The organism is Pseudomonas sp. MWU16-30323, from assembly GCF_020515595.1.
Classification (GTDB): domain Bacteria; phylum Pseudomonadota; class Gammaproteobacteria; order Pseudomonadales; family Pseudomonadaceae; genus Aquipseudomonas; species Aquipseudomonas yamanorum.
In genome coordinates this window covers 13,462-25,698 of record NZ_JAIWYM010000006.1, presented here as the reverse complement: position 1 = coordinate 25,698, position 12,237 = coordinate 13,462, and the positions used below count along the sequence as shown (strand labels likewise).

Annotated in this window: 12 protein-coding genes; 7 read left to right on the top strand and 5 right to left on the bottom strand. The window is 60.4% G+C overall.

The window, feature by feature from the left end:
- Positions 1 to 64: 64 nt before the first annotated feature.
- From LIY45_RS09465 to LIY45_RS09450, 4 genes are read left to right on the top strand one after another with little or no spacing between them, the layout of a single operon-like run.
- On the top strand, positions 65 to 1,444 hold the full coding sequence (locus LIY45_RS09465; protein ID WP_226476119.1) for an APC family permease: 1,380 nt from the start codon (positions 65 to 67) through the stop codon (positions 1,442 to 1,444).
- Positions 1,445 to 1,483: 39 nt separating this feature from the next.
- Positions 1,484 to 2,974, top strand: coding sequence for an aldehyde dehydrogenase (locus tag LIY45_RS09460; RefSeq protein ID WP_226476118.1), 1,491 nt, complete (start codon positions 1,484 to 1,486; stop codon positions 2,972 to 2,974).
- A 27-nt stretch (positions 2,975 to 3,001) separates the two neighbouring features.
- Positions 3,002 to 3,499, top strand: a complete 498-nt coding sequence (locus tag LIY45_RS09455) for a GNAT family N-acetyltransferase (protein WP_226476117.1) — start codon at positions 3,002 to 3,004, stop codon at positions 3,497 to 3,499.
- A gap of 17 nt (positions 3,500 to 3,516) precedes the next feature.
- A complete protein-coding gene (locus tag LIY45_RS09450) occupies positions 3,517 to 3,993 on the top strand; it encodes a GNAT family N-acetyltransferase (RefSeq protein WP_226476116.1) in 477 nt (158 codons plus the stop codon).
- Between the two features lie 363 nt (positions 3,994 to 4,356).
- Here the strand turns inward: LIY45_RS09450 and LIY45_RS09445 are convergent, their stop codons facing one another.
- Positions 4,357 to 5,271, bottom strand: coding sequence for a LysR family transcriptional regulator (locus LIY45_RS09445; RefSeq protein ID WP_226476115.1), 915 nt, complete (start codon positions 5,269 to 5,271; stop codon positions 4,357 to 4,359).
- A 118-nt stretch (positions 5,272 to 5,389) separates the two neighbouring features.
- Between LIY45_RS09445 and LIY45_RS09440 the strand changes: the two genes are divergently transcribed.
- Positions 5,390 to 6,622, top strand: coding sequence for a cation:dicarboxylase symporter family transporter (locus tag LIY45_RS09440; protein ID WP_226476114.1), 1,233 nt, complete (start codon positions 5,390 to 5,392; stop codon positions 6,620 to 6,622).
- Between the two features lie 137 nt (positions 6,623 to 6,759).
- On the opposite strand, the gene LIY45_RS09435 is transcribed toward LIY45_RS09440, so the two are convergent.
- The 4 genes from LIY45_RS09435 to LIY45_RS09420 all read right to left on the bottom strand — a co-directional run bounded on the left by LIY45_RS09435 (position 6,760) and on the right by LIY45_RS09420 (position 10,935).
- Positions 6,760 to 8,370 (bottom strand): argininosuccinate lyase, encoded by a 1,611-nt coding sequence (locus tag LIY45_RS09435; protein ID WP_226476113.1) that lies wholly within the window; start codon positions 8,368 to 8,370, stop codon positions 6,760 to 6,762.
- 20 nt (positions 8,371 to 8,390) lie between these two features.
- Positions 8,391 to 9,638 (bottom strand): OprD family porin, encoded by a 1,248-nt coding sequence (locus tag LIY45_RS09430; protein WP_226476112.1) that lies wholly within the window; start codon positions 9,636 to 9,638, stop codon positions 8,391 to 8,393.
- A gap of 215 nt (positions 9,639 to 9,853) precedes the next feature.
- On the bottom strand, positions 9,854 to 10,330 hold the full coding sequence (locus LIY45_RS09425; protein ID WP_226476111.1) for a copper chaperone PCu(A)C: 477 nt from the start codon (positions 10,328 to 10,330) through the stop codon (positions 9,854 to 9,856).
- Positions 10,330 to 10,935 (bottom strand): SCO family protein, encoded by a 606-nt coding sequence (locus tag LIY45_RS09420; protein ID WP_017475143.1) that lies wholly within the window; start codon positions 10,933 to 10,935, stop codon positions 10,330 to 10,332. The genes LIY45_RS09425 and LIY45_RS09420 overlap by 1 nt, the downstream gene beginning before the upstream one ends.
- A gap of 152 nt (positions 10,936 to 11,087) precedes the next feature.
- On the opposite strand from LIY45_RS09420, the gene LIY45_RS09415 reads away from it, so the two are divergent.
- Together LIY45_RS09415 and LIY45_RS09410 are read left to right on the top strand one after the other, a co-directional pair.
- On the top strand, positions 11,088 to 11,471 hold the full coding sequence (locus LIY45_RS09415) for a DUF2946 domain-containing protein (protein WP_017475144.1): 384 nt from the start codon (positions 11,088 to 11,090) through the stop codon (positions 11,469 to 11,471).
- Positions 11,472 to 11,533: 62 nt separating this feature from the next.
- Positions 11,534 to 12,088 carry a putative natural product biosynthesis protein gene (locus tag LIY45_RS09410; RefSeq protein WP_226476110.1) on the top strand — a complete coding sequence of 185 codons (555 nt, stop codon included), beginning with the start codon at positions 11,534 to 11,536 and terminating at the stop codon, positions 12,086 to 12,088.
- Positions 12,089 to 12,237 lie beyond the last annotated feature (149 nt).

The following is a 12,237-nucleotide window of genomic DNA, read 5'->3' as shown; positions in this document are numbered from 1 at the left end:
CTTGAACGGCATCGATACCCTTGAATGCCGCGACGCCCTGCATCCCCATTTCCAGGAGTCACCCATGAATACAATAACGAACGTGACCGCGACGCCCCCTCATCAACCCCCACCCAAAACCGCTTCGTCCCGCCGCTTTCGGCAGCCGCTGGGTCTTATCGGGCTGGTGCTGTTCGGCCTGGCGTACATGGTGCCGCTGGCGGTGTTTACCACCTATGGCCTGGTGACCCAAATGACCAAGGGCCACTTGCCGACCGCCTATATGCTGACCCTCGCCGCGATGCTGCTGACGGCCTATAGCTATGGGCGCATGGTCCAGGCGCATCCCTATTCGGGCTCGGTCTACTCCTACACCCGTAAGGCGTTTGGCGCCTACTTCGGCTTCATCGCCGGGTGGACCCTGTTGCTGGACTACATCTTCCTGCCATTGCTCAGCTATTTACTGATCGGCATCTACATGTCCGAGTACTTCCCCGGGGTGCCCACCGCCGTGTGGGTGCTTGGCTCGATTGCCCTGGTGACGGCGCTTAACCTGGTGGGCATCGAGTCCATCACCCGGGTCAACTGGATACTCATCGTGGCCCAACTGGTGTTCATCGTGGTGTTCGTGGCGTTATCGGTGCACACCCTCAGCGGGCAGTCCGCACCGGTGTCGCTGTTGGCACCATTCCACCATGAAGGCTTCAGCGCGCCGTTGATCATGGCGGGCGCCGCGGTGTTGTGCCTGTCCTTTCTCGGCTTCGATGCGGTGTCGACCATGGCCGAGGAAACCCCCGACCCGCGTCGCACCATTCCGCTGGCGATCATGGTGGTGTCGCTGTTCGGCGGCCTGCTGTTCCTGCTGGTTTCGTATTTCGCGCAAATGGTGTTCCCGGAATGGAACAGCTTCGTCGACCCGGATTCCGCCTCGGTGGATGTGATGCGCCGGGTGGGCGGCGAACTGCTGGTGACGGCGTTTACCGCAACCTATGTCGCCGGTTGCTTCGCTTCGGCGATGGTCTCCCAGGCCAGTGTGTCGCGGGTGTTGTTCGCCATGGGACGTGACGGCGCGCTGCCCCGCGTGCTCGGCAAGCTGGTGACGAAAAAACGCGTGCCCGCCACGGCCATCGTGCTGGTCAGCCTGTTCTCGCTGATTGCCTTGTTCATCACGCTGGATACCGTCGCCAACATGATCAGCTTCGGTGCGCTGTTCGCGTTCTCGGCGGTGAACCTGGCGGTGATCAAGCACTACCTGGTCGACCAGAAGTTACGCGGCACGAAGAACTACCTGCTGTACGCCGTTGTGCCGGCGCTGGGGTTCCTCAGCACGATCTGGCTGTGGAGCAGCCTTTCCAGCCTGTCGTTCACCATCGGCCTGTGCTGGATGGGGCTGGGGCTCCTGTGTCTGCTGGGCATCACGCGGGGGCTGCGGGTGAAGATGCCGGAACTGCAGATCGCCGAGTGACCCCCTCGTTTATCCATCGCCATTTATTGGGAGTACAACGTGTTCGACCTTAACTATTGGCAACAGCGTGTTGCCCGCCAGACCTTCATCAACACCGCCCTGATCGGTGGCCGCTCAGTGAGTGCGGCATCCGGGGCGACCTTCGATGCCATCAACCCGGCCACCCAGCAGTTGCTGTCGCGGGTTGCAGCCTGCGGTGACGCAGAAGTCGACCTGGCCGTGCGCAGCGCACGCCAGGCCTTCGACACTGGCCCTTGGCGGCGGATGCCGCCGGTGGAGCGCAAGAAGATCCTGATTAGGCTCTCCGAGTTACTGATGACCCACCGCGAAGAACTGGCGCTGCTCGATTCGCTGAACATGGGCAAGCCGGTGATGGACGCCTACAACGTTGACGTGCCCGGCGCCGCCAATGTGTTTGCCTGGTACGGCGAAGCCCTCGACAAACTCTACGATCAAGTCGCGCCCACCGCTCACAACGCGTTGGCAACCATCACGCGTGAAGCACTGGGGGTGATCGCGGCGGTAGTGCCGTGGAACTTCCCGCTGGATATGGCCGCCTGGAAACTCGCACCGGCATTGGCGGCCGGTAACAGCGTGGTCTTGAAGCCCGCTGAGCAGTCGCCGTTTTCTGCCTTGCGCCTGGCCCAGCTTGCCCTGGAAGCGGGTATCCCGGAGGGTGTGTTGAATGTGGTGCCCGGCCTCGGCGAAAGTGCCGGCAAGGCCCTCGGGCTGCACCCCGACGTGGATTGCCTGGTGTTCACCGGCTCCACTCAGGTCGGCAAGTATTTTATGCAGTATTCCGCCCAGTCCAACCTGAAGCAGGTGTGGCTGGAGTGCGGTGGCAAGAGCCCGAACCTGGTGTTCGACGACTGTCAGGACCTGGACCTCGCTGCGGAGAAGGCGGCCTTCGGCATTTTTTTCAACCAGGGTGAAGTGTGCTCGGCCAACTCCCGCCTCTACGTGCAACGCTCCATCCATGACGAATTCGTTGAGCGCCTGATCGCCAAGTCGCGGGCCTGGATGCCGGGTGATCCGCTGGACCCTGGCAGTGCCGCCGGTGCAATCGTCGACAGTCAGCAAACCGCGCGCATCATGCAGTCCATCAGCCAGGCCCAAGGGGAGGGCGCCAGGCTGTTGTGTGGTGGAGAGCAGTTGAGCATCAATGGCTCCTCCAACTTTATCCAGCCAACCATATTTGCCGGTGTGACCCGCGATATGGCCCTGTCCCGTGATGAAGTGTTCGGCCCGGTGCTTGCGGTGAGCGCCTTCGACACGGAAGAGCAGGCGATACAGCAGGCCAATGACAGTGTCTACGGCCTGGCGGCCTCGGTATGGAGCGATGACCTCAACCGTGCGCACCGCGTGGCCAGAGCCTTGAATGCCGGGACGGTTTCGGTCAACACCATCGACGCCCTGGATGTGGCGGTGCCGTTCGGTGGGGGCAAGCAATCCGGGTTTGGGCGTGATCTGTCGCTGCATGCTTTTGACAAGTACACACAACTGAAAACCACCTGGTTTCAGCTGCGTTAACTCGAGCGGTCATCCGGTCGTGTATTTATGCGTGCGCGACCGGCACAAGTGCAGGCAAACTCAACGCGAACTCAGAGGGTTTTGAACACCATGGTCACTCTTCGCGTAATGAGCGCCGCCGACTACGACGCCGTGCTTGAACTGATGCAAAACACCCCCGGCATCTCCCTACGCGACGCCGACTCCCGCGAGGCCACCGAACGTTACCTGGCGCGCAATCCCGGCATGAGTTTCGTGGCCGAGATCGACGGGGTGCTGGGTGGGTGCGTGATGTGTGGGCACGATGGCCGGCGCGGTTATTTGCAGCATCTGCTGGTGCTGCCCGAGTATCGGCGCCAGGGCATTGCGAACGCGCTGGTAGAGCGCTGCCTCACCAGCCTTGCGCAATGGGGCATCCGTAAATGCCACCTGGATGTGTTCAAGACCAATGACAGCGCTGCCCGTTATTGGCAGGGCCAGGGCTGGCAGTTGAGGACCGATATTGACCGCTATTCGTTTACCCGACCGGGTGACGAGAACGCCTGACGTCCATGGAGGGACAAATGCTCGAGATACGACGCGCCACGCTGGAAGATGCACAGACCGCCTTCGACATTCGCCGGTTGGCCATACGCAGCCAATGCATCGGCGCCTATACGTCCGAGCAGATGATGGTGTGGACCCGGGGCGCCGCCGAGGACGGCTATGACGCGTTGATGGACAAGCCTTTTTACCTGGGCTGCGTGGACGGTGAACCTGTGGCCACAGGGATGTTGGATTTGGCGAACAACGAAATCGGTGCACTGTTTGTGCTGCCAGGGTTTACCGGACGTGGGATTGGCAAGCAGGTGCTGGTGTATCTGGAGGCGTTGGCGCAGGAATTGGGGATTGAAGAAGTGATCCTGGACGCGACGTTGAACGCGGCGGATTTTTATCGGCGGTGTGGGTATGTGGGGGCAGAGCAGGCCATCTATCATTCGCCATCAGGGTTGCAGCTGGCCTGCATTCCTATGCGCAAACACCTGCGCCGTTCGCGCTGACACGGAAAAAAACGGTGGTGAGGGCGCTTGCTGTGGTGAGGGCGCTTGCTGTGGCGAGGGAGCTTGCTCCCGCTGGGCCGCGAAGCGGCCCCAATAAAGCTATCGCAATCTGACTGAAAGACCTCGCTGACCTTTTTGGGGCTGCTGCGCAGCCCAGCGGGAGCAAGCTCCCTCGCCACAGGTCATGTGTTGTCGTGGGTATTGAACTCCGTACGCAACCACCGGATCACCTCGCTCACCGAAGCGCCTTGAACCGCTGACTGCCGGGATGAGTTATCAGGTGGGCAATGACATGGAAGGGCATCGCTCCTCCACGGCCATTGGGGCGAAGTTATTTGTGGTGGATTGACGTTTCATCAGCCTTCAACCCTTGCGATAAACCCCCGCCAACTCCCGCGCCAACCCAATGAAATTCTGCAACGGCGCCGACGGATTGAACGTGCGCCGCACCAGGGTGATCGGCGCCAATAACCGTGGCCGCGCATCGCTGATCCGGCAATACACCACGCTTTCGCGGTGCACATCGCGCATCGATGCCGGCACCACCGAGATGCCTTCACCGGCGGCCACCAGGCTGACGTTGGTCAGCATGCGCTCCACTTCAAAGGCAATCTTCGGCTCGAAGCCGGCGTTCTGGCAGGCCTTGATCAGGTTGGCGTACATCCCCGGCGCGCCGGGGCGGCGGACGAGGATGAAGCGTTCGTCCTTGAGGTCGGACATGGTGATTTTTGGCTCGGGGCCCTTGAACAGCGGGTGGCCCACGGGCAGGGTCAGCAGCATTTCTTCGTTGAGCAGGCGGTGGAAGGTCAGGCTCTGGTGGTCGCCCACCGGGGCGCGGAGGATGCCGATGTCGATGCGTTTTTCGATGGTGTCTTCGGTGACTTCCCGGGCGCTGCCTTCGTTGATCGAGAGTTCCACGCCCGGGTAGTGCTCGCGGTAGGCGCGGATGATGCGCGGGATCAGCGGGTGGGCGGCCGCGGAGCTGGTGAAGGCGATGACCAGTGTGCCTTCGATACCCTGGGCGGCGCGGGCGGCCTTGAGGGAGCCTTGCTCGACGCGGGCGAGGATGGCTCGCGCTTCATCAAGAAACACCAGCCCGCCGGCCGTCAGGTCGACGCCCTTGGGGTGGCGCTTGAACAGGTCGAACCCCAGCTCTTGTTCCAGGGCGCGAATCTGTTGGCTGAGGGGCGGTTGTTGCATGTTCAGGCGGGCGGCGGCGCGGGTGAAATGTCGCTCTTCGGCCACCATGATGAAATAACGTAAATGGCGAAGTTCCATGGTGGTATATCTCGTGACAAGACTTTATTATTTGTGGCCAGCATGCGCCTTGGCAACCAATATGCCGAAAGTGGCTTGATCCGACAATAACAATAAATAAAAAGACCCTGGAGCATTGATGCCGTCCCGACTTTCCAATAACGCCACATTGCCTATTTTGCTTGCCATTGCACTTGGCATGGTGTTGGGGCTGTTTTACCCGGGGGTGGCGGTCGAGATGAAACTGCTCAGTGACGCTTTTATAAAAGTGGTCGGGTTATTGATGCCGTTTCTGTTGTTTGTGTTGGTGTCGACGGGTGTGGCGGGTATCAAGCGCGAGCCTCACCATCGGCATGCAGTGGGGCGCATCGTGGTGTATTTCCAGCTGATGTCCCTGGCCGCATTGGTGTTGGGAATGTCGACGGGGTGGTTGTTCAGCCTGGACCCTACGCCAGTGGCCAACCTGGATTTTGACCACCTGACGCCGGCTGTTGCGCCGGAAACGCTCTTGCATGAGCTGTCCATACCCTCGATTTCATCCAGCCTTTACAGGGTGTTTACCCAGAGTCTGGTGCTTCAGGTGATGCTGGTGGCGGTGCTGTGCGGGCTGCTGCTGGGGCGTGGTGGCAAGGTTGGCAACCGCTGCCTCGGCTGGCTGGAAGCAGCCGTCACCGGGCTGTTCTTGCTATTGCGCTTTATCTTGAAATTCGCACCACTGGCGGCCTTTGGTGCGATGGCATTTGTGGTGGGGAAGTACGGTGTAAGTTCTGTCTTGCCATTGTTTAAGTTTATTGTGGTTATTTACCTGGCGTGCGCGGCTTTCGTGATCTTAGTGTTTGCGACGATTGCGCGCCTGGTCGGCGTTAAATTGACTCGGTTAATTATTTATTTAAAAGAAGAGTTGTTGTTGGTGACGTTTACCGGCTCATCAGTGGCAGCACTTCCCGGTTGTGTCAGCAAACTTGAAGCGCTGGGCTGTGATCGCCAGTTAGTACGGTTGGTGCTGACCACCGGCTATACGTTCAACTTGGCCGGCACCAATATTTACCTGACCACCGCCATCATGTTTCTGGCGCATTTGGCTGGGGTCGAGATTGCGGTTCCCGAGTTGCTGGCGGTACTGGTCATCTGCCTGTTCACCTCGCTGGGGTCTACCAGTGTGGCGGGCTCGGCGCTGTTTACCCTGATTGCCACCTTGAACATCCTGCAACTGGTGCCGCTGGAAGGGGTGGGGTTGCTGTTGGGGGTGGAGCGGCTGATGAAGTGCCGGTCGTTGACCAATGTGCTGGGCAATTGCGTGGCGTGCCTGGCGATATGCGGGTGGCAGAAGTCGATTGATCGCGAGGTGTTGAAGCGCGGATTGAGTCACTGAGCCGAGCACATTCCTCAGGTAACAGCAGATCAAATGTGGGAGCTGGCTTGCCTGCGATAGTGGTATGTCAGTCGATAAATCTGTTGTCTGACACGCCGCTATCGCGGGCAAGCCCGCTCCCACAGTTAGATTGCATTTCAGCCCTTGGCGTTGAGCAACTTGTCGAAGGCCTTGTCCAGATTGCCTTCAGCACCTTTCAGCCTCTCACGACGTTCCTTCAACCAGCTCTGGTCCGCATCGAGGTTCTTGCGCGCTTCCACCAACATCCGCTTGACCTCTTCCGGCTGCGGCCCACCCGTGCCTTTGCGGGTCTTGACCATCGTGGTCGGCGACAGCGCCGCGCGAAAGCCAGCCTCATCCAGCGGCAAGGTATTCGGCGTCCATTTGTAGTTGTCCGCCGCCTGGGTGTACAGCTTCTGCGCGTCGGCATACGGGAAGGTCTTTGGTGTGGTGCCGTTGCTGCGCGCCTCGGTGACGATCAGCGACGCGAAGCTGTGACCAATGCGGAACGGCACCTTGAACTGGCGCTCCAGGGTGTCGGCCAACTCCATCGAAGTGGTCCACTCCGACTCCAGCTCATCCAGCGCACGCTGCGGGTTGATTTGCAGCGCATCCAGCACCGCGTCCATGCTCTTGAACATCTCATCGGTGGACTGGAACAACCCCAGTGAATCAAACGCGAACTTGTAGTCGGTCATGCCGGTGGTGACGTTGTGCGCGCGCAAGGTCACGGTCTGCGCCAGTCCGACCACGTCCGAGGCCGATTCCCGGGTGCGCATCAACAACCCCGGGTTGCGCTTTTGCGGCATCGCGCTGCTGGTGTAGGTGGACTCTTCGTCCAGCAGCAGCCAGGGGCGGATCTGATGGTATTGGGTATGGATATCGCCAATCATCGCACCGATACGGATCGCCGAAGACGCCGCCAGGTTGGCCGCCTCGATCGGGATGTCGTAGGTCGACACCTGGCTCGAATCCAGGGAGTTTTCCCGCACGCCGTCAAAGCCCAGCAGTTCAGCCAGGCGTTCACGGTTCAGCGGGTAAGCAGAGTTCGCCAGCACCGCGGTGCCCATCGGGCTCAGGTTGAGGCGGGTGTAGAGTTCACGAATGCGCTGGCCGTCGCGATCAAACGCGGCTTCGTACGCCAGCAGGTAGTGCGCGTAGCTGATGGGCATGGCCTGCACGCCATTGGTGTAGGCGGGCACCAGGGTGTCGACGTTCTTCTCGGCGATGTTCAACAGGCGCTGGCGGGTGGCGTTCAGCGCATTGCTGTAAGCCAGCACCTGTGAGCGCAACTTGGCCAGGCGGTAGGTGGCGAGCATGTCCTGGCGGCTGCGGCCGGAGTGGATCAGGGAGGCTTCAGGACCGATCTTGTCGGTCATGATTTTTTCCAGTTGCAGCACATCGTCCGGACGTTTGCCGCCGGGCTGGTCGGCCTGGTCGATGGCGAAGCGCACACCGCCGGCGATCTTGTGGCCCATGTCCAGCTTGACGATGCCTTCTTCGGTGAGCATCACGATCGACGCTTTGTTGATGCGGTTCAGCCAGGCGAACTGGGTTTGGGTCGAATCGCCCTTGGCCTTGTGGGCGCTTTGCGAGGAGCCCGGCGTGGCCCCGACTTTGGCCGCCTGGGCCGCGCACTCTTCGGTGGTGTTGCAAGGCAACGCACCGGTGTCGGCGGCGTAGGCGCCGTAACTGCTGAACAGGGCAAAGGCGACGGCCAGGTGGATCAGGCTTTTTTTGCTATTCATGTGCAACGCTCCGGAAAAAATCACAGCAGGGGCAGGGTGTAGCTGACGATAAAGCGGTTCTGGTCGATATCGCTGCCGCTGCCATTGCTGCGATACGTGCCATTGCGCCATTTCACCTCAAGGTTCTTCAGGGCGCCGCTCTGGAACACGTAGCCGATATCGGTGTTGCGCTCCCACTCAGTGCCTTCCAGGGTGCGAGTGCGTACGAAGTTGTCGCCTTTGAGGTAGCGGGTCATGAAGGTCAGGCCGGGGATGCCGAGGGCGGCGAAGTCATAGTCGTAGCGGGCCTGCCAGGATTTTTCCTCGGGGTTGGCGAAGTCCGGCGAGATCATCACGTAGTTGACGAGGTAGGAGTCGGTGCCGTCCAGGTGGGGGAAGCCGGTGGTGCCTTTCATGCGTTGGTAGGCGGCACCGAACGAGTGGCCGTGGAGGCTGTAGGTGATCTTGGCGCCGAAGGCCTGGTTGTCGATGTTGCTGTTGCCTTCCTTGCTGGAGTCGGCGTAACGCAGGTCGGTCTTGAACGACTGGGCGTCACCCAATGGCAGGGTGTGGACCAGGTTGAAGATGTGTTGCTTGTAGTTGTTTTCGAGGTTGGCGTAGTGGTAGCCCGTGACGAAGGTTTTGGTCCAGGCGTAGCTGGCACTGGCGAAGTCGAATTTATCGCTGGGCACGGCGCCCTTGATGCCTTTACCGTCGACTTCAATGTCTGCATGGCCGCTGTCGTTACGCAGGGTGTTGCGGGTCAGGCGCCCGGCGTCGAAGGTCAGGCCGGCGATGTCCTGGCTGGTCAGTTGGGTGCCGCGAAAAGTCTGGGGCAGCAGCCGGCCGTCGTTGGGCAGCACGGTCGGCAGCTTGGGGATCAGCGTGCCGAATTTCAGTACGCTTTTGGAGATCCGCGCCTTGGCGGTGGCGCCCATTCGGCTGTAGCTGTCCGGTGCGCCATCCTCGCCGACGGGGAGCAGGCCGCTGTTTTGGCGGTCTGGGCTTGAGTCGAGTTTCAGGCCTTGCAGGCCGATGGCATCGATGCCAAATCCCACCAAACCTTCGGTATAGCCCGACTGGTAATTGAGGATCAGCCCTTGGGCCCACTCATCGCGCTTGGACTGGCTCGCGTTGGGCTGGCGGTAATCGCTGTTGAAGTAGAAGTTGCGAAATTCGAGGTCGGCCTTGCTGTCTTCAAAAAAGTCAGCTTCGGCAAAGGTTGGGAAGGCGAGGGTCAAACCGAGGGTGGCCGAAGTCAGGCCCAGGGTAATGGGGGATTTGTTCATTGTTATTCCCGTTGTCTGCTGCTTATTTTTAGAATTATCTGGCCGGACGGCGACAGGGAGACGCGTCCGGCTTGCGCAGGCTAACGAGTTGTTTTGCAGATTGAAAATATATAGAAAGTGTTGAGGCGAGACGAAAAAAGTATGAAGTGGACGCCCGATTTTTCAGACACTGAAGGACCAATGTGGGAGCGGGCTCCCACATGTTGATCTGCGCCTTAGTGCATCTTGCTGTGATCCATGGTTTCCATCGAGTTCAACGCACGGGCTTGGGCCTTGACTTCAATCGACTGCTTTTCGCCCTTGGCATTTTCCACGGTGACGGTCAGCGGCACCTGGTCGCCTTCCTTGATCTGGGCGGTGAGGTCGATCAGCATCACGTGATAGCCATCCGGGTCGAGCTTGACGGCCTTGCCGGCAGGCAACGGCACCGAATCCACGGGGCCCATGCGCATCACGTCGTCCTTCATGGTCATCTCATGGATCTGCACGGTCTTGGCGACCGGCGACGCCACGCTGAGCAGTTTGCTGTCGCTGTCGGCGGTGACGGTCATGAATGCGCCGCTGGACGGCTGGCCCGGTACCGAGGCGCGTACCCAGGCGTCGGTGACCACGGCCTGTGCGCTGGCGTGTGCGGCAAGGCCCAGCAGGGAAAGACCGAGGGCGAAGCGTTTGAGGTGTTGAACGGCAGTCATTAGCAGACCTCCATGACGGTGAGCAGGTCTTCTGCGCACTCTTTGGCGTTAAGCGAGGCCGACAGGCCCAGGCGCAGGGTGCCTCGGGTGTCGAACACAAAGCTGGTGGCGGTGTGGGAGAGGGTGTAGCTGTCGCCGGCGGGGATCTTTTCATAAAAGATCCCGAATTCCTTGGCGGCCACGGCGATTTCTTCCGGGGTGCCGTACAGCGCTTCGAAGCTCGGGTCGAAGGCCTTGACGTAGGCGTCGAGAATCTTGGGTGTGTCGCGTTCCGGATCAAGGGTGATAAACACCACCTGCATGATCTTGCCGTCGCGGCCCATCAGTTTTTTCGCCTGGGCCATGCGCGCCAGGGTGGTCGGGCACACGGCCGGGCACTGGGTGAAGCCGAAGAACACCACCGGCATCAAGCCGCGGAAGGAACTCAAGGTGACGGTTTCGCCGTCTGTGTTCTTGAGCTTGAAGGTACGGCCCATGATCTTGTCGCTCAGATCCTTGCCGTACTTGAAGTTCAGTTTCGGGCTGTTGTCACAGCCGGCCAGCAGGCCCAGTCCCAGCAATCCCATGCCGGAGAGGACTTTGCGGCGGGTGAATAACGTACTCATCAACTGTGCATCCTGTGAAGCGCCTGGGTACCACGAAGCGTTAAATCAGGCGAGGAGAGCGTGGCATTCTAACAACCTGGGCCTGCGGGCGTAATCTGCGACGTTCTGTCACAGGCAGGGCCGGATACAGGAGCTGTGGTAAAGTCGCCGCCATGAAACTGACCCGCCCGGACCGCTCACTTGTTGCCTGGACCCTGTATTTTTGCGTCCTGTTCAATGTGTTCGTCTGCGGTTTGGGCCATGGGCAGATGATGGGCCTGGAGCTCAATGGCCTGGGCGGGCAGTTCTGTTCAAGCCTGGGCACCAAGGCGCCGTCCTCGGATGCCGGCCTGGGTAATCCGACGGCCAGCAGCTGGTCGAACTTCTTCGCCTGCCCGGTGTGCTCCGCCGTGACCCTGGGCATCGTCTTCCTGTTTTGCCTGGCCTGGCTGTTGGGCCTTGGGCAAAAGCCGCGCCCGGCCCATGAGCAGCGTAACAAGGCGCCTCCGCGGTATTCCTGGCCCTCGGCCAACCCTCGCGCTTCCCCTGCATTCTGACGTGTGCCTTGGGCTTCCTGTTACCAGGAGGCGTTCTATCGTCACGAGTGTGAGTGCGTTCCATGAGCTCTATCCTGCCTTCCGGCGCTGCCCGCCTGGTCAGCAAGGCGTCGCGCCGTCCGTCGCGAGGCGACGTGTTGTTGCCGTCTGTCGAATACCCGAGTAACGCCCGCTGTTTCGTCCACCTGGATGCACGGTTGCTGCCGTATTGGCACACCTTGTTCGACATCTGCCCCGGTTTGCTCAAGCTCGACCCGCCGGAGGGCTTGAACCTGTTTCGCAGTTTCATGACCTGGGCCTACCGCAACCGTCCCTCCCTGAACTGGACTTACCATGTGAGCGTATGTCGTTGGTTGCTCGGCTCGGTGTATCGCACGCAGATCGATGATGAACCCATCGAAGCGTTCATGACAGCGGCGGCGGCCCGTTGGGTCAGCGATGACATCAGCCAGGCCCGGGGCTTGGTCCTGGCCTGGCAAGGTTCACCCCTGCCAGTGGTGGATTGGAAGCAGGGCAGCGGCGTACCGCTGCAGAAACTGCCGCCGCTGCCCGGGGATTTCGCCTGGTGCGCGCTGGATAGCCAGGGACGGTTCAGTGGGTGGTTGCCGGTGCCTTGAGGTTCTGCTCGACCCACTGGGCAACAACGTTTACCGGATCTAAAAGTTTGCCTTGTGTAAGTTAAAGCGCTCACCGTATTATCCAAGCATGTTCTTGGTTATATGCCGAGAGCCTGATTTGCCCTTCAGCAGACAAGGAGGTTTGGATG

Bases quoted from the DNA above. Each gene is read 5' to 3' on its own strand.
- LIY45_RS09465 (WP_226476119.1), top strand. From the start codon at position 65: ATGAATACAATAACGAACGTGACCGCGACGCCCCCTCATCAACCCCCA.
- LIY45_RS09455 (WP_226476117.1), top strand. From the start codon at position 3,002: ATGCGTGCGCGACCGGCACAAGTGCAGGCAAACTCAACGCGAACTCAG.
- LIY45_RS09450 (WP_226476116.1), top strand. From the start codon at position 3,517: ATGCTCGAGATACGACGCGCCACGCTGGAAGATGCACAGACCGCCTTC.
- LIY45_RS09445 (WP_226476115.1), bottom strand. From the start codon at position 5,271: ATGGAACTTCGCCATTTACGTTATTTCATCATGGTGGCCGAAGAGCGA.
- LIY45_RS09440 (WP_226476114.1), top strand. From the start codon at position 5,390: ATGCCGTCCCGACTTTCCAATAACGCCACATTGCCTATTTTGCTTGCC.
- LIY45_RS09435 (WP_226476113.1), bottom strand. From the start codon at position 8,370: ATGAATAGCAAAAAAAGCCTGATCCACCTGGCCGTCGCCTTTGCCCTG.
- LIY45_RS09430 (WP_226476112.1), bottom strand. From the start codon at position 9,638: ATGAACAAATCCCCCATTACCCTGGGCCTGACTTCGGCCACCCTCGGT.
- LIY45_RS09425 (WP_226476111.1), bottom strand. From the start codon at position 10,330: ATGACTGCCGTTCAACACCTCAAACGCTTCGCCCTCGGTCTTTCCCTG.
- LIY45_RS09420 (WP_017475143.1), bottom strand. From the start codon at position 10,935: ATGAGTACGTTATTCACCCGCCGCAAAGTCCTCTCCGGCATGGGATTG.
- LIY45_RS09415 (WP_017475144.1), top strand. From the start codon at position 11,088: ATGAAACTGACCCGCCCGGACCGCTCACTTGTTGCCTGGACCCTGTAT.
- LIY45_RS09410 (WP_226476110.1), top strand. From the start codon at position 11,534: ATGAGCTCTATCCTGCCTTCCGGCGCTGCCCGCCTGGTCAGCAAGGCG.